Origin of the sequence: Mycobacterium bourgelatii (genome assembly GCF_010723575.1) — a bacterium.
GTDB lineage: Bacteria > Actinomycetota > Actinomycetes > Mycobacteriales > Mycobacteriaceae > Mycobacterium > Mycobacterium bourgelatii.
Window position 1 is genome coordinate 1,175,268 of record NZ_BLKZ01000001.1, and the last position, 22,725, is coordinate 1,197,992.

Genomic DNA, 22,725 nt, shown 5'->3' on the forward strand with positions numbered 1-22,725 from the left:
TCCGGTCGGCTATTCGTGGAGAACGACAGGGAGTCGTGTCGGCCCGCGTAGTGAGCTGTTGGTGGACCACGTCGTGGGTCCGGTGACGGAGATTCGTGACACCCGGGAGACCAGTTCGCGGAGGACGGCTTGTGCCTCCATTCGTGCCAGCGGTGCACCGAGGCACAGGTGTGGACCGTAGCCAAATCCCACGTGGGAGCGTGGGTTTCGGTCGGCGCGGAAGGTATTGGGGTCGTCGAATGCGAGCGGGTCGCGGTTGGCCGCTCCGAACGACAACATCACGCGTGAACCCGCTGGGATGGTGACCTCGCCGACTTGATAGTCGGCACGTGTGTAGCGGTAGAGGTTTTGAATGGGACTGGTGTAGCGGACATGTTCTTCGATGGCCTGCGGGATGAGGTCGGGGTTGGCGCGGATCATGTCGTACTGCTCGGGGTAATGGGCGTAGGTGTGCAGCATCCCGCCAAGAAGGTTGGTTGTGGTCTCATTGCCGGCGATCAGAAGCAGGATGGCGATGTAGAACAACTGGTTGTCGGTTAGCGCCCCATCGGAGTTGTGCGCCAATAAGCGGCCGAGGACGGTGTCCGAGTCTTTGAGATGCCCGTCCGCGAGTTGTTTCAAGAAGTAGCGCCGCAGAGCCGCTGCGGCCCGCAGGGATCGCGTTGTGTTGACGAAACCTTTTACCGTGGGCGTGAAGTTGATTATCTGAGTGCTCTCGTCCGACCAACGGCGGAAGTCGGCGATGTCGCTCTCCGGGACGCCGAGAATCGCTGCGATCACCCGAAGGGGCATCGGCGTCGTTAACAGCTCTACTGCATCACAGCCGCGCGAAGCGATCATGTCGTCGACGAGTTCGGCGGCGAGGCTGTCGATGATGTCGCGCCAACTGTCCAGCGCCCCTTTGGTGAAGGCCGGGTGGACTTGTTTCCGCAGGCGGCTGTGCTGCTCGCCGTCGGTGAGCACGACGAGATCGGCGACTACCCGTATTCGGGTCACTCCCTCGCTGCTGGTCACCCGGTCGGTGTCGCGCAGCGCTGCGCGGACATCGTCGAGGCGGTGCAGGATCCAGGTCGCGCGTCGGGGGTTGTAGTGAACACGTCCACTGCGGTGCATGGCGTCGTACGCAGCATGGGGCTGCGCTGCCACTGCTGGGTCCAGTGGGTCGTAGTCCGTGTTGACCGCACCCGTCCACCCGCTGTACCCACGCCTACGCGTGCGAATCGCCGCCGCGACGTTCAATCGACCCGCCGCAATGAGCGGCGAGAACATCATGGCGGCACCGTCAGTGGCCTTTGCAACCTTCAAGTTTCAGCGCACCTTTCCCGAGAGCTCACCTAAGACTCGGTAGGGCCACCCAGGCGGTCAATACCTCGTGATGAAGTTGAAAGGCCGCGCGCCGGGCCAACGAACACAGCGGTCGTCAGAACGGGTCACAACCTGCGCATACTGCTGAGACATTTTGAGTGAAGTGTCTCGCGGTGATAGGGCGGGTTTGTTGTCTATCTCTTTCCTAAGCGGCGCTAGCGCACCGTGACGTCGATCGCGAAGCGGCGCGCGACGTGGTCGCTGTTGTCCGCCTGCACCAGGGTGACGTGCACAGTTCCGGCACGGCCGGCCCGGTATTTGCTGGTGAACGTTCCACCCTCGCCGCCGCCAGGAGGCTTGCGCGCGGGTTCGAATCTCATCCCTAACGGTTCGAGAACCGAGGTGTCGTATGTCCGCTCGTCACGCCACTGATGGTGCGACGTCTCATAGTCGTCGGCCAGGACGATGTCCAACATCTGGCCGCCCTTGAGTTCGATGTGACGACCGTTGTCGGAATCGTTAACCGTCACGTATCTCCCCGACGAGCACCCAGCCACCAACAACAGGCAGCACACCGACAGAAGTGCCCTGATCCAGTGCACGCCTTACACGCTAGCGCGTAGCGGCTTTAGGAACCGCCGTTGCCGCCGTCACCGGCCTTGCCGCCGCTGCCGCCGGTAACGCCCACGGCAACGCCACCCGGCCCGCCCGCGCTCCCGGCGCTACCGGCGTTGCCGTTGCCGGCGGTACCACCGTGGCCACCAGTGCCGCCCTGGCCGCCGTTGGCTCCGGCACCGGCTGTGCTGCCGGCGCCTGTGGCGGCGCCGCCGTTGCCGCCGGTTCCGCCGGTGCCGCCATTGCCCCCCTTGGCGCCGACCGCCGACGAGCCGGGGGAGGCGTTGCCGCCGGCGCCACCTTCGCCGGCTTGGCCGCCTATGCCGCCGTTGCCGCCGACGCCGCCGACGCCCACCGCACCGCCGGCGCCGCCGGCGCCGCCGTTACCCCCGACGCCGCCCGCGCCGGCCGCGACTGGGGTGCCGCCGACGGTGTGGCTGTTGTTGCCATGCCCGCCATTGCCGCCGGTGCCGCCCGCGCCGCCGACTCCGCCGAAGTTCTGGGCGAGGCCGCCGGTGCTGGCACCACCGGCACCGCCCGCGCCGCCGGCCCCACCACCGCCGCCCGCGAGTGGCACCGGCGCGGTTTGAAGCGCGATGTTGCTGCCGCTGCCGCCCTTGCCGCCGTTCCCGCCGGCGCCGCCGGTCGCGACGAGGTCGCCGATGCCGCCGGCGCCGCCATTGCCGCCGTTCCCGCCAGCGCCGCCGGTGGGACCGGGCGGCAACGGACCAATGAGCCCAAGGTCGACGGCGTTACTGCCGTTGCCGCCGTTGCCGCCCTTTCCGCCGGTGCCGCCGACGGGGCTGGCGGCACCGCCGCTGCCGGAAATGCCGGCGTCGCCACCGTGCCCGCCGTGGCCGCCGTTGCTGCTTGTCTGGGACAGGTTGCCGTTGCTGCCGCCATCGCCGCCGTGGCCGCCGTGGCCGCCGGAGCCGCTGGCCCCGTTGGTGCCGCCGGTGCCGGAGTTGCCGCCGTTGCCGCCCTTTCCGCCGGCCCCACCGCTGCCGCCGTTGTGCCCAGGGCTTTCACCAGTACCGTTGGCGCCCTTGGCGCCGTCGCCGCCGTTGCCACCGGTGCCGCCCGCGCCGCCGTTTCCGGCCTTGGCCCCGGCACCCGCGTTGCCGCCATTGCCGCCGGTGCCGCCGGCACCGCCGGACGGAGCGGTCGCGCCGGTGTCAGCCCCGGCGTTGCCGCCGTTTCCGCCAGCTCCGCCGGTGCCGCCGTTACCGCCGACGCTGCCGACACCACTGGCGTTGCCCCCGTTTCCGCCGAGCCCGCCGGTGCCACCGATGTCGCCGGAGTTGCCCGCGCTGCCGACGAGGCCGTCCGCTCCCTTTCCGCCGTTGCCGCCGTTGCCGCCGATCCCGCCCGCGCCCGCGGTGGCGCCGCTACCGACCGCGCCGGCGTCGCCACCATTGCCGCCATTGCCGCCAGAGGCAGCGGTGACGCCGGTGCCAAGGGTGTCGGCGCCACCGTTGGCGCCGTTGCCTCCGTGACCGCCGTTGCCGGCTTTGCCGCCGACACTGTTGGCGCCGCTGGCGTTGCCGCCGTCGCCACCGGAGCCGCCTGCCCCGCCGTGGTTACCGACAAGGTTGCTGTTGACCACCGAATTGCCGTTGCTGCCGTCGCCACCGGCGCCACCGACACCGCCCTGGCCCGCTGTGGCCCCGCTGCCTGCCTTGCCGGCATCGCCCCCGTCGCCGCCGGCTCCGCCGGACGGAGCGGTGCCGCCACCAGTGCTGGTGTCGACCCCGCCGTGTCCGCCGTTGCCGCCTTGGCCGCCGTGCCCGGCGTTGCCGCCGACGCTGCCGACCCCGCTGGCGTTGCCGCCGTTGCCGCCGGCCCCACCGTGGCCGCCGTTGTTCCCGGCCTGGCCGGCGGCGCCGCTCTTGGCGTTGCCGCCCGCGCCACCGTCGCCGCCGTTTCCGCCGGTGCCGCCCTTGACTGGGCCGCTGATGCCGCCGGTCCCGACCGTGCCGGCGTTGCCGCCGTTGCCGCCCGCACCGCCGGCCGGGGCGGTGGCGCCATTGGTTCCTATGTCCGCTCCGCCGTCGCCACCCTTGCCGCCGTTGCCGCCGTGGCCGGCATTACCCGCAGTGCCGCCGGTGCCCGAGGCGTTCCCGCCGTTGCCGCCGATGCCGCCGTTGCCGCCGTGGCCGCCGCTGTCGCCGTTGGCTCCATTGGCGCCGGCACCGCCGTTGCCGCCGTTGCCGCCGGCGCCGGAAACGCCACCGGTAGTGCCGGCGGCAAGGACCGTACCCGCCCGACCGCCGTTACCGCCTCGGCCACCGTTGCCGCCCGCGGGGGCGCTGGAGCCGCCCGTGCCGGTGTCGGTTCCGCCGGCACCGCCATTGCCGCCGTTGCCGCCGTTGCCGCCGTTGCCGGCCTGGCCGCCCACGCCGCCGGCGTTGCCGCCATTGCCGCCGTTGCCGCCGACGCCGCCGTGGTCTCCGGCCTGACCCGGGGTGTCGACCCCGCCGTTGCCGTTGCCGCCGTTGCCGCCATGTCCACCGTTGCCGCCATGTCCGCCATTGCCGGATTTCGCGCCGCTGCCCACCACGCCGGCGTTGCCCCCGTTGCCGCCCGCCCCGCCGGCCGCAGCGGTGGCGCCGCCCGTGCCTACGTCGATGCCGTCGCCGCCATCGCCGCCGTTTCCGCCGTTACCAGCATTGCCGCCGACGCTGTCGGTGCCAGTGGCCTTGCCGCCGTTACCGCCCGCCGCGCCGTGGCCGCCGGCGCCGCCTGCCACTGCGCCGAGTTGACCGTTGCCGCCGTGTGCGCCAGCACCGCCGTCGCCACCCGTCCCGCCGACGCTATCGGTACCCACGGCGTTGCCGCCGTTGCCGCCGGCCCCGCCGTTGCCGCCGTTGTGGCCCTGCCCGCCGTTGCCACCGTGGCCGCCTTGTCCGCCGCGGCCGCCGAGGCCGTTGGTGGCGCCGGTGCCGGCATTCCCGGCGTTGCCGCCGTTGCCGCCGGCGTTGCCGTTGCCGCCCTTGCCGGTGGTGGCCGTGCCGCCGTTGCCGGCGTTGCCACCGGTACCGCCGTTACCGGCATCGCCGCCGATGCCGGTGCCGGTGGCGGAGCCGCCGTTGCCACCCGCGCCGCCGTGGCCCCCCTCGCCACCGTTGCTGCCGTTGACGCTGCCTGCATTGCTCACGCCGCCTGTACCGCCGGCGCCGCCCTGCCCGCCGGAGCCGCCGCTGCCGGCAATGCCGCCAGATCCGGCGCTGCCGCCGTTGCCGCCGTGGCCGGCATTGCCGCCGTTACCTCCGTTGTCGACGCCGTTGACGAAGGCGGGATTGGTGGCGCCATTGCCGCCGTGGCCGCCGTTGCCGCCACTGCCACCGGCGCCACCGTTGCCCGAGATCGCGCCGGTGCCGCCGGCACCGCCATTGCCTCCGTGGCCGCCGGCGCCGCCATTGCTGGCTTTTTGAACGAGGGTGTCGCCGCCGTTGCCGCCGTTGCCGCCGCTACCGCCATTGCCTCCGTTGCCGCCGGTGCCAGTGGCACCGCCGCTGCCCCCGTTACCGCCGGCGCCACCGTCGCCGCCGGCGTCGCCGTTGATGCCCGAGATCCCGTTGGAGGGGTTGGAACTGCCGTTGCCGCCATTGCCGCCGTTGCCGCCCGTGCCGCCGGCGCCAGCGGTGGCACCGATGCCAGCGACACCGGCGTCACCGCCATTGCCGCCAGCCCCGCCGGTGTAGCCGATGAGTTGGCCGGTTTGGTCGCCGACAGAGCCCAGCGCGTTGCCGCCGTTTCCGCCGTTGCCGCCGTTGCCCGCTTTGCCGCCGACGCTTCCCGCGCCGGTGGCGTTGCCGCCGTTGCCACCCGCGCCGCCCTTGCCGCCGTTGTCGCCGGGGGTCTTGACCTCGGTGGCGTTGTTGCCGTTGACGCCGTTTCCGCCGTTGCCGCCGTCACCACCGACTCCGCCCGCGCCGTCCTGCGCGGTGCCAATGCCGATCTTGCCGGCGTCGCCGCCGTTGCCGCCGGTCCCGCCCGCTGGGGCGTCGACGCCGCCGGTGCCGGTGTCCTTGGCGCCGTCGCCGCCGTTGCCGCCGGCGCCGCCGTTGCCCGCTTTGCCGCCGATGGCCCCGGCGCCGGAAGCGTTGCCGCCGTCGCCGCCTGCCCCGCCATGGCCGCCGTTGTCGCCGGTGTTGCCGTTGCTTCCGGCGCCGCCATTCCCGCCTGCCCCGCCGATGCCGCCGTCGCCGTGCGCGGCGCCGGTGCCAGCCAGGCCGGCGTCGCCGCCGTTGCCGCCGTTGCCACCGGACGGGGCGGTGGTGCCGCCGGTGCCGGTGTCGGCCCCGCCGTTGCCTCCGTTGCCGCCTTGGCCACCGTTGCCGGCCTTGCCGCCGATGCTGCCGGTGCCCGTGGCATTGCCGCCGTTGCCGCCCGCGCCGCCCTTACCGCCGGCGGATCCGGCTTGACCCGCGGCGCCGTTACTGCCGAGTCCACCGGTGCCGCCTACACCCCCGGCGCCACCGATGCCGCCCATGCCTTCGGTCTCGCCACTGCCGACGCTGCCGGCGTTGCCCCCCTTGCCACCGGCACCACCGGCTCCGGCGCCGGTTCCGATGTCCGCGCCGCCGGCGCCGCCGGCGCCGCCGTTACCGCCGTTACCGGCATTGCCGCCGACACTTCCGGCGCCGGTGGCGTTACCGCCGTTGCCGCCCGCGCCGCCGCTGCCACCGGTGTTTCCCACTTGGCCGCCGAGGCCGTCCGCCGCTATGCGCCCGTTGCCCCCGTTGCCGCCGTTGCCGCCCCTGCCGCCCTTGCCCGCGGTGGCCCCGGTGCCGGCCGTGCCGGCGTCGCCGCCGTTGCCACCGGCGCCACCGGATGGAGCCATGCCGGAGCCAACACTGTCGACGCCTCCGTTGCCTCCGTTGCCCCCGTTTCCGCCGTTGCCGGCATTGCCGCCGATACCGGTGGCGCCACCCGAGCCGCCGTTGCCGCCGACGCCACCGTTGCCGCCAACGAAGCCCGCATTGCCGACGTTGGCTGAGGCGCCGTTACTGCCGTTGCCGCCCGTTCCCCCAGCGCCGCCCCGGCCGCCGAGGCCCGTTGTGGTCCCGGTGCCGGCTGTGCCGGCGTCGCCGCCATTGCCACCCGCGCCACCCGCGGCGCCGGCGCCGCCCGTGTTACCGAATTGGTCGCTCAAACCGCCGTTGCCGCCCGTGCCGCCGGCCCCGCCGTCACCGGCATTGCCACCGATGCCGCCGTGGCCGCCGTTGCCGCCCGTCCCGCCGGCACCGCCCTGGCCGCCGGCGCCGCCCTGCAGGCCCGACTGCAACGCGGTGCTGCCGCCGTCGCCGCCATTACCGCCGCGGCCACCGGCGCCCCCAGCGCCCGCGATACCGCCCGGCCCAGAGTTACCGCCAACACCGCCGCTTCCGCCGGTGCCACCGGCGAAGCCCACTGCCCCGGGCGCGCCCTGCGCGCCGTCCGCGCCCACACCGCCTTGGCCGCCGGCGCCGCCGTGGCCATAGGCGCCGATCGTGCTGCCGAACCCGCCAGCCCCGGCGTCACCGCCGCGCCCGCCCGCCCCGCCATTGCCGCCAACACCAGAGGTGCTAAGGCCCGCACCGCCGGCTCCTCCATCACCGCCGTCGCCGCCCACCCCACCAGGACCGGTGGTGCCGGAAAGCTGGCTGCCGGCACCCCCTGCGCCGCCGACCCCGCCAGCCCCGCCGGCACCACCCACGCCGCCGGGCAGCCCCTCGCCGCCTGCCCCGCCGGCACCGCCGGCGCCCCCGGCACCCCCGACGCCGCCAAATGCTTGGGCATTGGCGCCCCCGACGCCGCCCATACCTCCGGGTCCGCCGGCCTGGCCCGGCGCACCCGGTGCGCCTGCCCCGCCGTTGCCGCCGACGCCGGGGATACCTCCGGCCGCCCCGCTGGCGCCGCCGTTGCCGCCGTTGCCGCCTGCACCGCCGTTGATGCCGGCCACCCCGGCTCCACCGGCGCCGCCGTTTCCGCCATTGCCGACCCCGAGCAGCGGCCCACGCCCGCCGTTACCGCCATTTTGGCCGGGTCCCCCCGGTCCGCCATCGCCCCCGTTGCCGCCGAGGATCCCGGCGTCCTGGCCGTTCTGCCCCGGTCCCGTGGCGTCGGCGCCGTCACCGAGCAGCGGGAGGTCCGTCAGTAACTGGGTCGGCAGGTTGACCATGCCCATGACCGTGTTGGTCAGCGGGTTGTTCAGCAATGGCCGCAGCGGCGAAGCGTTGATGGCGTCCATCCGCGCATACGCCTGGGCGCCCTCTTCGAATGCCTGCCAGAACCGGTCGTTCATCGATAGCGCCTCGGCGCTCAACACCTGATACTCATGGCCGAAGGTGCCGAACAGTCTGGCGATAGCGGTGGACACCTCGTCGGCAGCCGCTGCTTGTATGCCCGTCGTCCACGGAGCGGCCGCGGCACTCGCCGCCCTGATCGCCTCGCCGATTCCCCACACGTCCGCCGAGGCTGTGGACAGAGCCGCCGGGGTGGCAATCACGTAGGACGACACTCTCGTTTACCTCCGGAATAGCAAGTGGGACAAGGAGATTACCCGTCTAGAACAAGGTGAGGTTGCCGGCGAGGTTGATCGGAATCCGATCGATGGTGATTGACGGCAGATCAAAGGCAGGCAAGCCGCCGGACAAGCCCAAGCCGAGCGGTAGGTGGGGAATCGAGACGCCCGGGAAGGTCAGGGACGGAATGGTGACCGACAGCGGCAGAGTAATGGTGATCGGGTCGACGGGGAACCCGAAACCGGGGATGCCGCCACCGGGCGGGGTGACCACGCTGAACCCTGGTATGCCGAATGGCGGGGTGGTGCTTCCAGCGGTGGTGCCACCCAGGTCGACGATGGCTCCCGCGAGTCCGCTGACGCGCATTTGGATGGAGCTGGTGGACGCCCCGGTTGTCATCGCGCTGACTTCGATTCCGTCTATCTGGAGGATGATCTGGTCGAAGCTGATGGGGTGGACGGTGACCGGCCCCAGGCTGGCGAACGGGTCCAGGCCCAAGCTGATGGGTGGCGTCGAGAACGACGGAATGGTGATGGGACCAATGCCGCCGCCGAGCTCGAAGCCCAGCGGGATAGAGGGAATGTGGAATGACGGGAACACAAAGGGCCCGACCCCACCGGTCGCGTTGACCTTCAGCAGATTGTATGGAGGCCACGGGTTGTCGGGGGTGGCAATGCTGACGATGGCGTGCAGGTCTGCGGAGATGGCCTGAATTGTTCGGGCTGGAATGGTGAAAGCCTGTGTGCCGGCGGCCAAGTCGAGGTTCAGCAGGTTGTTCGCCGGGAAGGTCAACCCACCGGGGAAGATGGTCGCACCATCGAACCCGCCCGGCACCTGGAAGCCCAGCGGGATTTGGTCGATCATGACCGCTGGGGTGTTGAAGGCCAACATGCCGCCACTGATGGTCGCCGACCATGGCCCCGATGAGGCTCCGCCGATGATCAGTGGCCCATGCGGCAACGGGAAGGGCGCCCCTTGCCAATCCGTGCCGAATGCTATGAAGGACGGGCCAGTGGTAGCTGGGTCCCACAACGAATTAGAAGGCGACCAGACGTAGAACGGGTCGATCCTCATGCCCGCGCTTTGGGACGCGTCGAAGTGAATCGTGGCCAAGGGATCGCCCCAAATGGCGGCAATGGGTTGGGATTCGATCCCGATGGGGCCCAAACCTATGTTTCCGCTGATTTGGACGGGAATGTTGGGGAGCTGGAGCTGCGGGATGGTGAAGTCGCCGTGGCTGAGGTTGGCGGTAAGGCTCAACGGAATTGCGGGAATGGGGAGGTCTGGGATCGCCACCGGGCCAAGGCCGCCGTACACGTGGAAGTCCACCAGGTTCAATGAGGGGGGAATTCCGTCGAACGGGTTGAGCAGGTTGGCGTCCAGGCGCAGGTGCAGCGGGATCGGGTCGATCGTGTAGCCGTCCGGGAAGATGGTGAACGGCTGCAGGCCGCCCGTCACGGAGAGATTCACCGGGATGGGGTTCTCGGGAATGGACAGCCCACCCGGGAAAAGCGAGAACGCCGGGATACCCCCCGTCACGTCGATGCTCAGCGGCACCGGGGACGTCGCGATCTTTGGGATGTTGATTTCGGGAAGGTTCAGGGTGATGTGGCCCGTTCGGCCGCTGCTCTCGGCGAAATGGAAGGTAATGCCGGTGGTGGGTTGACCGCTGGTCGACCTCGGGTCAGAGGTTTGCCCGATGAAGAAGTCCTGGGGGTTCAACGGTGGCAGCACGCCAAAGTGGGCCTGGGCCGTGTACTTGATGACGGGAAGCGTCAACGTCGAGGCTGAGCCGGCGGGGATTTCGATGGGGATGGTGTGGACCTGAGCGGGCAGATGCAAGCCCTCGAACAGGGTGATGGCGGGCAGGGTGAGGCCCTGGTGGATGTCGAGCGGTATCGCCGGAACATCGATCTGCGGGATGGTGAACGGCCCGATGTAGAAGGTCTCGTTGATGTCGATCGGCAGACCAGGCACATGGATTGGGTCGATGTGGATCGGACCCAGATTTTCGTTGATGTCGAGAATGTTGATGCCCGCGCCGCCTGCGAAATCACCCGTGAAGAGAGCGCCGACGCTGTGGTTGCCCGAGATCAGCACGCCAATGTTCGAGTTGCCGGAATTGGCAATGCCGGTGTTGGCGTGACCGCTGTTGAACCAGCCCGTGTTGGCATTGCCCGGGTTGAAGGCGCCGGTGTTCAAGACGCCGGCATTGAAACCACCCCTGTTGTAAGCGCCGGCGTTCCCGACACCGGTATTCGCCAGGCCGGCGTTGAACAAGCCCGTGTTGGACTCGCCAGAGTTGCCGAAACCGCTGTTGTTGATGCCGGAGTTGAACAGGCCCCAGTTGCCGGTGCCGGAGTTGAACAGGCCGACATTGCCGCTGCCCGAGTTCCAGCCGCCGAAGCCGCTGCGGTTGTCGCCGATCAACCCGATACCGGAGTTGCCGTTGCCGGTGTTGCCAATGCCGATGTTGCCGTTGCCGGTGTTGCCAAACCCGATGTTGCCCGAGCCGGAGTTGCCGAAGCCGAAGTTCTGGCCCATCAGGGTGCCCAGCGCCGAGTTGCCCAGGCCAATGTTGGCGACGCCGATATTTCCCCAACCGAGGTTGTAACTGCCGACATTTCCGCCGCCGAAGTTGAAATCGCCCAGGTTGCCGCTGCCCAAGTTGTAGACGCCGGCGTTGCCGAGGCCGGCGTTCGATAGCTGATGGCCGAGCCAATCGACGCCGGCGTCGAGCGCGGTGCTCAACCGTGGTCCGGCGTTGACGACATTGTCGGCGAACGCGTTCAGCAGTGCCGTCCACCCGCCGCCGGCGGAGTTGGCCATATTTCCACCGAAAGATATTGCGGCAATTGTGGTTTCGGGAATGCTGAGCGCAGGCGTATCGAACGCAAAATCGAGTGGGATCGACTGGCTGTGCGTGATCCCCGGGACGGTGATGGCGGAGAGGACGTCGAACGGCAGCTCGAGGGGTATGGAACCGGTGAGGGAAAGCGGCGGGACGGTAATGGGCCCGGTCGTGAAATCGATCGGCGCGACCATTGAGGGGATTGCCTGAGAAAGGCTGAAAGGCGCGACCTCCCCCGCGATGCGGAGCCCGATGACAGGCACAACGAGGTCTAGGGGAAATGAACTCACCTTGATGGCAGCGTTGATCTGGCTGATGGCAAGGTTTCCCGTTCCGCGGAAGGGGAGTATGTCAATGGGCTGGTCGGTAAAGAAGCCATAGTTGGTGTTCCCGTGCAGCCCACCATGGATAGCCGGCAGGGGAATTGACGGGAGCCCCAAGTTGAGGCCGACGTTGCCGGTGACACCCCCGTGGATGGCGGGAAGCGCAGGTGCCGCCGGTATGTGTATCGGTCCGACGCTGCCCGTGCTGTACGGGGTGGGTGAAAGGACTTCGGCGTGGAATTTGAACGGGAACTGGTCGACTTTGAAGCCGTCCGAAAAGATCGTGAATGGATTTAGGCCAGCGGAAAAATTGGTCAGGCTCACGGAGTTTTCCGGGAAGGTGAGCCCACCGGAGAAAAAGGTTACCGGATCGATGCCACCAGCGAGATCAAGTGACAACAGATTCTGACTCGGAATACTAATGTCCGGCAGTGCAAATTCAAACGTCTTTAGGCTGATGCTTTCGAATCCAAGCGGGGTGATCTCAAGGTTGGCCGTGACATCGCTTATCACGACATAAGCGGCATCAGCGAGTGGCCGCAGCATTCTCTCAATGTGGACAGATGGGCCGGTAATTTGGCCGAGGGCCAACTGCGCGTGGATATCGAGGGGGTCCAGCAGGGTGAAGTGCGTAATGCTGTTTTCAGCCAGCGCTACGGTGCCCGACACGTGCAATGGAATGTGAGGCACGGACATTTGGGGCAACGTAAAACTGCCGACGGTGACCGATGCATTGGTGATGGCCACGTGCGTCGCGGGCATCGAGATTGGTGCCACGTTCAGGGCTCCGAGGGAGCCATTGAGGTCGATGTGCAGCGGGATCGTCGGCAACGGGAAAATGGGCACGACTCGGTCAGCCGTGACGGCCAGGTGCAGTTGGCTGGGAATGGCGTCGATCGTGATTGCCGGAGTGCTGAGGCCGTCGATTTGACCGGCAATGTTGATCGTCACCGGGATTGCTTGCTCCGGGAGCGAGAATCCGGGAATGGTGAAACCGCCGGTTCCCGCGGACGCGCCGACATCTAGATGGATCGGATTGTCAGGGATGTTCAGGCCGCTCGGAAAAAGGGTGATCGGCGGAATGGACAGACCAACTTGCGCGGTGGTCGCATTCACTCCCAGATTGACTTCGAGCACCCCGGTTCCGAAAAGAAAATTAAAGATTTGGATCGGCCCGGTGGGCACAATGTTGAAGGCGGGAATGGGGATGATCTCATTCGGTATCACCGCGCCGGGAAAGACCGTAATGGGTGACATGTTGAGGGGGCCGATGTCAATCGGTATCGAAATGCCCGCCAACGGAATCGCGGGCACGTGGATGTCCGGAACGGTCACCGGACCCAGGTAGAAGGTGTGATTGAAGTTCAGCGGAATCGTCGGAAGAATCTGGATGGGCTGAATGTTGATCGGACCAATGCCACCAGCCACATTGAGGTCCAACGGCAACGTAATGGGGAAGAGATCAAGATCGGCGCCAGGGTTAACCGAGCGGATGAAGCTGTTGATGAACCCGTCCAGGTCCACTCCGGCCACGCTGGCTGCGCCACCAGTCGCTGAACTAGGGGCATTGAACCCCCATTGGGTGAGCCAACTTCGCAACAGGCCCGTGCCGGCCACGCTCAAATTCGAACCCAGAGTGGGAAATGCTAATGGGCCACCCGTACTTGACCAGCCGAAACTCCCGACGCCGGGAAGATGACCGCCGATCCCGATCTGGCTGTCGACCCTCAACCCGGTAACTCCGGTCAAGGCGGCCAGCGGCGAGCCGAGGTGTTGACCGGCGGTGGCGATCGAGCCGACGCTCCCGCTGACGGCGCCCAATCCGCCAAGGCCGGCCAGTGCAGGTCGGGCGAACTCCTGCAACTTGGAGACCAGTAGTGACACGTCGACGTGGTATCCGGCCATCGCGGCCACATCCTTGGCCCACATCAACTCGTAGTCCCACTCGACGGCAGCGATCGCGGGGGAGTTCTGGCCGAAGATATTGGACAACGCCAACGACACCAGCTCGGACCGGTTGGCCGCGATCACCAGGGGGTCCACGGTCGCGGCCAGAGCCGTTTCGAATGCGCTGACCACTCCGAGGGCCTGGGTGGCCGTCGACTCGGCCGAGGCGGCCGCGGCGCTCAACCAGCTGGTGTACGGAGCAGCGGCCTCCGCCATCGCCGTCGCCGAGGCGCCCTGCCACGGACCGCCGACCAAACTCGATGTCACCGAGGCGAACGAATCGGCCGCAGTTGCCAATTCGGCCGACAGCCCTTTCCATGCCGTCGCGGCCTCGAGCAGAGGCGCCGTACCGGCACCTGCATGCATCAGAGCCGAGTTGATCTCAGGGGGAAGCGCCAGGAAGCTCACTGCCTCACCTTCCGCCTTAAGTTGTCAACCTGTCAGCGCATTAAATTGACGCCTGCGCAGCATGTATAGCGCAGAACGTCACAGCTTTTCGGTCCTTTCGGCGAAGTGTGGGCAAATTGCCTAGTCCGACAGTCACGCCGTTCCGCCGCTGGTCGACCGGTTGCACGGCCCCGTAGGATACGTGCACGTATACGATACATACCTGTATGTGGCACCGTATGGAGGCATGACGAAAAGGAGAATTCGTCCCGACGCCCGCGCGCACTCAGTTGGAGTCGGCTTTCGAACGCGAGTTGCACGGGTGGCTACCAGAACGCCTGCAACCCGTCAACGCACCTTTTCTTCAGCGTGACTTTTTCACGTCCACCGTGTGAGTTGCCGCCCGGTCTCTCGACAACGTGCAGCAAACTGCGGCCGAACTCCCGCGATACCGAAGAACGGGTGGGTCAGCGTGGGCGTCCCGTGGTGCTTCGCCCCGCGTCGTCACATCGCTGGTAGCAGGTTCAACCATTAGGCTTCCCGCCATGCATGTGGCACCCGGTGTTCTGGAGTGCGGCATCCTCATGCGCTGTCGTCGCTGACCCGCCAGTCCTCTCTGCGCGATCTGGCGTGGCGTGAGCGGAACGTCCGTGGCGTTCGACCACATTCGCGCAGCCACGGAATCACGATTTCGCCGCGTAGGCGAATAGCCATGTCTGAGAAGGAGACTTACCGATGACGGACACGAGCAATCCCGCGATTGTGGTGCGTGATGCCTATAAGAATTACGGCGATTTCGTTGCGCTGGATCATGTGGACTTTGAGGTGCCCAGTGGGTCGTTGACGGCGTTGTTGGGGCCGAGTGGTTCGGGCAAGTCGACGTTGTTGCGCACGATCGCGGGTCTGGATCAGCCTGATTCGGGGATGGTGACGATCAATGGTCGTGACGTGACTCGGGTGCCGCCGCAGCGGCGGGGTATCGGGTTTGTGTTTCAGCATTATGCGGCGTTTAAGCATCTGACGGTGCGCGACAACGTGGCCTATGGGTTGAAGATCCGCAAGCGGCCCAAGGCGGAGATCAAAAAGAAGGTCGATGATCTGTTGGAGGTGGTGGGGCTTAGCGGGTTTCAGCGTCGTTATCCCAATCAGCTCTCCGGTGGTCAGCGTCAGCGGATGGCGTTGGCGCGGGCGTTGGCGGTGGATCCGGAGGTGTTGTTGCTCGATGAGCCGTTTGGGGCGCTGGATGCCAAGGTGCGGGAGGATCTGCGCAGTTGGTTGCGCCGGTTGCATGACGAGGTGCATGTGACCACGGTGTTGGTGACGCATGATCAGGCTGAGGCGTTGGATGTGGCCGATCGGATTGCGGTGCTGAACAAGGGGCGTATCGAGCAGGTCGGATCGCCCACCGAGGTGTATGACACCCCGGCCAATCCGTTTGTCATGTCGTTCCTGGGTGCGGTGTCCACCCTCAACGGCGCATTGGTCCGCCCGCACGACATCCGGGTCGGACGCAGCCCTGAGTTGGCGATCGAGGGCGGTGACCGCAGCGCGGACTCGCTCGGGGTGTTGCCCGCCACCGTGGATCGAGTGGTGGCACTGGGCTTCGAGGTTCGGGTGGAGTTGACCGGTGCCGACGGAGCGCCCTTCACCGCGCAGATCACCCGCGGTGACGCCGAGGCGCTGGCCCTGAAGGACGGCGACACCGTCTACGTCCGAGCCACCCGGGTCCCGCCGATCGCCGCGAAAGCTGACGACGCGGGTGCCGAGGACGACGAGGCCGCCCTGACCTCTGTATGACCCTCTGTATGACGCCCCGCGCTAGTCGGGTTCGCCGTACTCGTCGAACCAGTACGCGAGCTTGCCCCGTCTGCTCACCGCACGAAGTCTCGATTCGGTGGCCGTGCGCGTCTTGCTGGTCGTGACGATCAACAATTCATCGCCGGCCTGAATGCGCGTGTCGGGCATCGGGACAAAGGTATGGCCCTTGCGGATGATCAGCGTGATCACCGCGGGGTCGGGCAATCGCAGCTCGACGATGGTGACGTTGTGCAACCGCGACTCTGGCTGCACCGTCATGGTCAGCAGTTCGGCGTCGAGCACGTCGAGAGGTGCCGCTTCGACCTGAATCTCGCGCGTCGTTTCGCGCGTGATTAGTCCCAACCTCTGCGCGATGGGGCGCAGGCTCGGGGCCTGTATGACGGTGAAGACCAGCACCAGCATGAAAACGATGTTGAGCAGGCGGTAACTATCGGCAACGCCCGCGACCACCGGGAAGGTGGCCAACACAATCGGGACCGCGCCTCGCAACCCGGCCCACGATAGAAACGCCTGCTCCCGCCAGGGAATGCGGAACCAGAGCAGAGATGCCACCACCGACAGAGGCCGCGCGACCAGCAGCAGCAGCAGGCCGATCACCACCGCCGGGATCGCGTCATGCGCCACTTCGCTCGGGTCCACGAGGAGCCCCAGCAGCACGAACAACCCGATCTGCGCCAGCCAGCCGACCCCCTCCGCGAAGGACCTGGTCGCGGCTCGGTGGGGTAGTCCGGAGTTTGCCAGGACCACCGAGGCCAGGTACGCGGCGATGAATCCACTGGCCTGGCTCTCACCGGCTGCCGAGAACGCGACCAGCCCCAACCCGAAGGTCGAAACCGGATACAAACCGGACGCCGGCAGTGCGATGCGGCGCAGCGCTATCGCGCCGAGGTAACCGATCGCCAGTCCGAGCGCGCCGCCGACGGCGAGCTGGAAAAGCAGATCAAGGATCGCCCCCTCCGGCTCGAACACGAAGGGCACGGAGCTGAACATGAGCACCAGAATCACGGCGGGTGCGTCGTTGAACCCGGATTCGGCCTCCAGCAGCCCGGCTATGCGCCGGGGCAGGGGGAGCACTCTCAGGACCGAGAACACCGCCGCGGCGTCGGTAGAGCACACGATGGCGCCCAGCAACAGCGAGACTTGCCAGTCGATGCCCAACAAGAAATGCGTCCCGACCGCGGTCACCGCCATGCTGATGACGACGCCGACGGTGGCCAACGAAACCGCCGGGGCCAGCACCGAACGAATGTCGGAAAACTGGGTGGTCAGGCCGCCTTCGATGAGGATCAGCGCCAGAGCGGCCGTCCCCACATTCCGCGCCAGCTGCACGTCGTCGAACTGCACGCCGAGCCCGTCTTCGCCGACAGCAACACCGACCAGCAGGAACAGCAGCATGCTGGGAAACCCGATACGGGTCGCCAAGCGGGTACCCACGATGCTGGCAAGCAGCACGAGGCCACCGATCAGCATGGCTAGGTACAGCTGCGGCAAGCTCACTTCAAATCCCGTCTCAACCCGTCTCAGATGTGCTCGGCGGTGGGCGGTGACTCGGCACCAGGAAATGCTCGCCTGTTAGTAAATCAGTACTGGCGGCACGGTGCGCGCGGTGCAGGCCGGATGAGCCAAGATGTCTTAGTGGTAAAGCGGAAGATGCGGATCGTCGTAGTGGGCGCCGGTAACGTTGGCCGGTCTGTCGCCCGCGAGTTGCTGGACAACGGTCACAAGATCTTGCTGATCGAGCGTCAGCGCAGCAACTTCGAGCCGAACACCGTCCCTGAAGCGGACTGGTTGAACGCCGACGCCTGCGAATTGTCGTCATTGCAGGAGGCGGGCATCCAGACGTGCGACGTCCTGATCGCGGCCACGGGTGACGACAAGGCGAATCTCGTGGTGGGTTTGCTGGCCAAGACCGAGTTCGGGGTGCCCCGGGTGGTGGCGAGGATCAACGACCTGCGGAACGAGTGGCTGTTCAGCCAGTCGTGGGGTATCGACGTGGCGGTTTCGGCCCCGGGCGCGATGGTCGCCGGGATCGAGGGCGCCATTGACGTGGGTCACCTGGTGCGGTTGATGGGGCTGCGAGAAGGGCTTGCCGCGCTGACCAAGCTCACGCTGCCTGAAGACAATCCGCTGGTCGGGCAGCGCGTGGGTGAGTTGCACCTGCCGAAGAACACGGCCTTGGTCACGATTCTTCGGGGTGACGGTGTGATTGTCGCCAAGCCCGATGACGTCTTGGCGGCCGGCGACGAGTTGCTGTTCGTCGCCGATAACTCGATGGAGCCCTCAATCCAATCCGCCATCAGCGCGCACCCGCGCGTGGTGCCCCGGTCCTGGACCGGCGGGCTCGCGTGAGCTGTCCGGAGCCAGCCGTAGGACGGTCGCGCTGCTCCGCGAGATGTTCGAGAAGATGGTGGTGGCCAAAAACGCCGAGGTAGTCCTCATCGCACAAGGCTTCACCTCAAGCGGCGCATCAACTCCGCCGCGGCGGATCTTCCGCTGAGCAGCGCGCCGTGCACGTCGCCGGGATTGTCCACGGTGACAGCCTCGCCGGCGAGGTAGAGGCGATCGCCGATCGGTTCCTGAAGCCGACGGCGGTCGTCAAGGCCGGAACCGGGCGCGTGAAACGAGTAGCAGCCCAGCGCGTAAGGATCGGTGGTCCAACGCGACGACATGACCTGCACCGGTGCGACATCGCTGCCGAAGAGCTGTCGAGCAATGGGCAGCGCGTTCGTCATCACTTCACCCGGCGTGGCGTTCTCGACCCATCGACCGCGGTGACCGGCATTGAATGCCAACACAATTGGCCCCGCAGCGGCGGGCAACGTGAACCACTGCGTCCACATTCCGTCGTCGGAGCCCAGGTAATGGAAGAAGGCGTTTTCCTCATCCCAGGTCCGTCGATCGAAGCGGAAAAAGCTCTTGGACAGCGCGCCGAACCCTAGGGCGTGCACGGCACGGAGGTGTTGGTCGGGAAGGGGTGGGTCGAAGGCGATGGCCCCTGACTTCAGGACGCCGAGCGGGGCCGTGACAATGGCGGCACGTCCCTCGAATGACCGGTCGCCGGCCCGTACGGTGACGGAAGTGCCCCGTCGGACCACCGCGGTGACGACGGTATTCAGCTCGATCTGCAGCCCGTCGGCGAGCAGTCGCGGTATGGCGTCGTAGCCGCTGGTAATGACGACCTGCGGGCCGCTGGTGAAGTTGCCCTGATCAAAAGTGTTGGCTGACAGCTGATCCGCGTCAGCGGCGTATTCCTCCTCAATTTCGGAGTTGACGTAGAAAGCCAACTCGGCGCGTTCGGTGGTGGTCAGCTCTTCGCGGTTGGCCGCGGCTTTGACGGCCGCCGCCACCGTCCCGCCGTCGACTTCCGCGCATGCGTCGCTGACGAATTGTCGCCAGACCTTGTTGTCGTAGTTGACCCCTGACAGCCGCGGGTCGATCGCCAACTTCGCCGATTCGTAGTAGGCGGTCGGAACCCGTTGCGCCCGAGCCCGTTCGGCGAGTTCGTTCAATGGATTGTCGGTGGTGCCATGAATCCACGACGCTCCCAGCTCCAGCGGCGTGCCCCAGTCGCGGTTTGTATGGATCCGCCCCCCAATTCGACTGCGGGCTTCGATCAACCGCACCGGCCAGCCCGCATCGGCCAGGCTGCGCGCGGCGGCCAGACCCGCCACACCTGCGCCGACTATCAGCGCCGACTCGTTTCCCGCCGGGATCGGCTCGCCGGCGTGGTGATCGGGCGCGGCGCAGCCGGCCGAAAGTGCGGCGCTGCCGCCCACCGCCGCCGTTGTCAAAAACTCCCGACGGGATATCGGGGCCACGGCAGCCAGCGTCTCATATTTCATCCTGAGCGCGGGCGATGGCGTAACGTCGGAATCGAGCTGTTTTGTTTTCAACCGTTGTCCTCACGCATGACCAGCGCGAGCAGATCGACAGGCAATACGACTCCGCCGTCCTACACCCGTAGGCGGTCGATTTCGAGTGCGAGGGGCCCGGCGCGTGGATCGGAACACAGTGACGGTTCGGGTGACGCTGGCTTCAACGCTCGGACGTCACATCGATGGCGCCTGGTGGCCACGAAGCGCTGCCATTGGACGGGAACTTCCCCAGCTGGTCACGCTCTTGGGCGCACGTCTGGGGGAGATCGTCGACATCCAGGTCGGTTGGTCGGCGTCGCAGGCCCCACCAAGGTTGGATGTGCCCGGTTGGGAAGGCATGCAGCAGCACGTGCTGACCATCACTGGCCGCGACGCCAGCGCCAATCTGCTGATAGTCCCTCATCGGACCGGTACCGCTTTGGCCGTGATGGTGCTTCGGGTCGCGGCCGGATTGCCGATTTCCCCGTCGCACCTTGACACGCACGCCTGTCGCACCGCCAACGCCGTCGTGCACGCCGCCCGCATTCAACGTGAACTGCACGTGGGGCGGCTGGCCAACGTCCCGGCGGACGCCGCGTCCTCGACCCCGAAAGTCACAGGGCTATAACAGACTCGGTGTCGCCGCACCTACCCGTCTCGCATCTCTTTACGTTCAGGTAAAGTCGGCGATCCAGAGTGCGGCAACGAGGCCGCGTTCAAAAGGGGAGCGGCGATGAATGCTCGGATGTCCCAGGTCAGTGTTTCGTGTCCGGCGCCGGATGCATTGCCGCCCAGTCAGACCCTGAAGGTCCGCGCTGCGGATGGTACCCAGCTCCACACCCAGGTGTTCGGCCCCGCCGACGGATACCCGATCGTATTGACCCACGGAATCGTGTGCGCTTCCCGGGCCTGGGCCCACCAGATCGCCGACTTGTCGTCCGAATACCGGGTGATCGCGTTCGACCACCGCGGTCACGGCCAAAGCAGCATTCCGCGAAAGGGCAGCTACACCCTCAAACACCTTGCGTCCGACCTGGATTGCGTGCTTGACGCAACGTTGGCTCCGCACGAGCGCGCGGTGATCGCCGGACATTCGATGGGCGGAATCACGATCGCCGCCTGGTCGCACCGCTACCGCCACAAGGTGCCCCGGCGTGCCGACGCCGTCGCAATGATCAACACCACCACCGGGGATCTGCTGCGCCAGTTGAAACTGCTGCCGGTGCCGCGCGGGTTGTCACCAGCGCGGGTCCTGGCCGGTCGCAAGCTGATCAGCACTTTTGGTGGTATCCCGATCCCGGGAGCGGTCCGGATTCCGACGCGCTACCTGATCGCGATGATGGCCGTCGCCGCCGACGCCGAAAAGAGCGCGGCGCAGTTGGTCTATGAGTTGTTCGCCGAGACCTCGGCCGCCGGGCGCGGTGGTTGCGCGAAGATGCTCGTCGAAGAGCTGGGCACGGGCTACTTGAACCTGGAAGGCTTGACAGTGCCGACGCTGGTCATCGGCAGCCAGCGGGATCGGCTCACCCCGATCGCCGCAGCGCGGCACATCGCCAAGACCGCCCCCAACGTCATCGACTTGGTCGAGTTGCCCGGTGGCCACTGCTCGATGTTGGAACAGCCACATGAGGTGAATCGCCACCTGCGTGCCCTAGCACAGATGTCGGCGACCCGGCACGGTTCGGTCCACCGGATCAGCTCATAACAGGGCTTATAGCAAGGCGCTGACCGCGCCGGCCGCCCGCTGACCGGACCGGACCGCACCGTCAAAGTATCCGGTCCATTCGTCCGCGGTTTCCGTCCCAGCCCAATGGATGGGCCCGACGGGTGCGCGCAGCCACCGGCCGTATCTGGTCCAAGACCCCGGCGGTACCGCCGCGGTCGGCCCGCCCGGCGCGAATTCCTCAGTGCCCCAGCGTTGGTCGGCATAGTCGAGCGGGGTCAGCGCCTCGTCGCCGAACACCGCGGCAAAGCAGCGCAACGCCTCACGTCGGCGCTGCTCGGCGGGAAGCGAGTCGAAGGTGCGCGAGTCGACGAATCCCAGCAAGAGGCCGGGCCCGTCGTCGTGCGGGCTGAGGTCGAAGGTGATGAACACCGGGCCCTGGTCGGACAGGGTCTGACCGGAGTAACCATTGGAACGCCAGAACGGCTTTTGGTACGCGGCGTAGGCCTTGCTCAACCGACCCTGCGGCCAGTTCTTGGCGAGCTGGTCGTACTCCGGTGGGAGCGGGGGACTGAACTCGATGGCGGCGCGGTGCGCCGGGGGGATCGCGACGATGACGAAGCCCGCCTCGGCCTGGCCTCGATCGGTCGTGATCGTCACGCCGGCTCCGTGCCGCTCGATGCGCCGGACCGGTGCGTTGAGCACGACACGGTCGCCGAGTTCGGCCGCCATGGCGAGGGGGATCTGCTGCGTGCCGCCCGGGAAGTGGTCCTGCTGCGCGCCGTTTTCGGTGTCGAGCAACCGGTCCAGTCCACCGGCGGCGCGGATGTAGCGCGCGGCGTGCAGCATCGACACATCCTCGGGCTCGCAGCCCCACGTCACCCTGCTCATGATCGCCATCAGGTCATGCGAGCTCGCCGTCGCCTTCACCATGCGCAACCACTCCCGCAACGACACCGCGTCGAGGTGGTGGGCTTCCGGTGCGTCCCAGGGAGCGTCGATCGGAACGTCGCGGCAGATCCTGGCGAGTTGCCACTGCAGCCGGCCGATGTCGACCAGGCCGAGCAGCGACAGCCGCGGAATGGTGCCGCTGTACGAGCGCGACGCGCCGCGCCAGCGGATCACATTCTTGCCCGTGTGGCGCGTCGGGGCGGTGGGAATCTGGAGTTCGGCTGCCAGCTTCAGGACGGCATCCTGGGTGGGGCCGACAAAGGATCCGCCCAAGTCGATTGGCAGGCCAGCGACGGTGCCGGTGAAGGAGCGACCGCCCACGCGGTCGCGGCCCTCAAGCACCACTACGTCATGACCTTGTCGCGACAGTTCTCGTGCCGCGGCCAATCCGGCGAAGCCGGCACCCACCACGACGACGTCGACAGTCCACGGCGGGTTCGTCACGCCCTCTAGTCAACATCATTTGGACGGCTCTCCCTAGGATGAATTTGATTTCCGAAAA

General features: G+C 67.4%; 11 protein-coding genes. 4 read left to right on the plus strand and 7 right to left on the minus strand.

The genetic code is table 11. The features are described 5' to 3' along the window. Nucleotides 1-9: 9 nt before the first annotated feature. The 4 genes from G6N68_RS05340 to G6N68_RS05355 form a co-directional block, all read right to left on the minus strand. Nucleotides 10-1,269 (minus strand): cytochrome P450, encoded by a 1,260-nt coding sequence (locus tag G6N68_RS05340; protein WP_163718208.1) that lies wholly within the window; start codon nt 1,267-1,269, stop codon nt 10-12. Between the two features lie 251 nt (nt 1,270-1,520). After that, nucleotides 1,521-1,835, minus strand: a complete 315-nt coding sequence (locus G6N68_RS05345) for a protease inhibitor I42 family protein (protein ID WP_163708816.1) — start codon at nt 1,833-1,835, stop codon at nt 1,521-1,523. 98 nt (nt 1,836-1,933) lie between these two features. Further along, nucleotides 1,934-8,425 (minus strand): PE family protein, encoded by a 6,492-nt coding sequence (locus G6N68_RS05350; RefSeq protein ID WP_163708819.1) that lies wholly within the window; start codon nt 8,423-8,425, stop codon nt 1,934-1,936. A 46-nt stretch (nt 8,426-8,471) separates the two neighbouring features. Then, entirely contained in the window at nt 8,472-13,958 is a 5,487-nt protein-coding gene (locus tag G6N68_RS05355; RefSeq protein ID WP_163708822.1) for a PPE family protein, read from the minus strand. Between the two features lie 714 nt (nt 13,959-14,672). Here G6N68_RS05355 and G6N68_RS05360 point away from each other — a divergent pair. Beyond that, a complete protein-coding gene (locus G6N68_RS05360; RefSeq protein WP_163708824.1) occupies nt 14,673-15,734 on the plus strand; it encodes a sulfate/molybdate ABC transporter ATP-binding protein in 1,062 nt (353 codons plus the stop codon). Nucleotides 15,735-15,755: 21 nt separating this feature from the next. On the opposite strand, the gene G6N68_RS05365 is transcribed toward G6N68_RS05360, so the two are convergent. After that, on the minus strand, nt 15,756-17,252 hold the full coding sequence (locus tag G6N68_RS05365; protein ID WP_163708827.1) for a potassium/proton antiporter: 1,497 nt from the start codon (nt 17,250-17,252) through the stop codon (nt 15,756-15,758). 153 nt (nt 17,253-17,405) lie between these two features. Here G6N68_RS05365 and G6N68_RS05370 point away from each other — a divergent pair, with 153 nt between their 5' ends. Continuing rightward, the gene (locus G6N68_RS05370) at nt 17,406-18,104 is read left to right on the plus strand and encodes a potassium channel family protein (protein WP_163718210.1); all 699 of its coding nucleotides are present in this window, start codon (nt 17,406-17,408) and stop codon (nt 18,102-18,104) included. A gap of 101 nt (nt 18,105-18,205) precedes the next feature. Here the strand turns inward: G6N68_RS05370 and G6N68_RS05375 are convergent, their stop codons facing one another. After that, nucleotides 18,206-19,573, minus strand: coding sequence for a flavin monoamine oxidase family protein (locus tag G6N68_RS05375; RefSeq protein ID WP_240355386.1), 1,368 nt, complete (start codon nt 19,571-19,573; stop codon nt 18,206-18,208). 178 nt (nt 19,574-19,751) lie between these two features. On the opposite strand from G6N68_RS05375, the gene G6N68_RS05380 reads away from it, so the two are divergent. Both G6N68_RS05380 and G6N68_RS05385 read left to right on the plus strand, forming a co-directional pair. Continuing rightward, complete coding sequence (locus G6N68_RS05380) at nt 19,752-20,237, plus strand: DUF5994 family protein (protein WP_205351251.1); 486 nt, start codon at nt 19,752-19,754, stop codon at nt 20,235-20,237. A 105-nt stretch (nt 20,238-20,342) separates the two neighbouring features. Next, entirely contained in the window at nt 20,343-21,314 is a 972-nt protein-coding gene (locus G6N68_RS05385) for an alpha/beta fold hydrolase (protein ID WP_163708830.1), read from the plus strand. 6 nt (nt 21,315-21,320) lie between these two features. On the opposite strand, the gene G6N68_RS05390 is transcribed toward G6N68_RS05385, so the two are convergent. Continuing rightward, nucleotides 21,321-22,667: a flavin monoamine oxidase family protein gene (locus G6N68_RS05390; protein WP_163708833.1), complete on the minus strand. Its 1,347-nt coding sequence runs from the start codon at nt 22,665-22,667 to the stop codon at nt 21,321-21,323. Nucleotides 22,668-22,725 lie beyond the last annotated feature (58 nt).

Bases quoted from the DNA above. Each gene is read 5' to 3' on its own strand.
- G6N68_RS05340 (WP_163718208.1), bottom strand. From the start codon at position 1,269: ATGTTCTCGCCGCTCATTGCGGCGGGTCGATTGAACGTCGCGGCGGCG.
- G6N68_RS05360 (WP_163708824.1), top strand. From the start codon at position 14,673: ATGACGGACACGAGCAATCCCGCGATTGTGGTGCGTGATGCCTATAAG.
- G6N68_RS05370 (WP_163718210.1), top strand. From the start codon at position 17,406: ATGCGGATCGTCGTAGTGGGCGCCGGTAACGTTGGCCGGTCTGTCGCC.
- G6N68_RS05385 (WP_163708830.1), top strand. From the start codon at position 20,343: ATGAATGCTCGGATGTCCCAGGTCAGTGTTTCGTGTCCGGCGCCGGAT.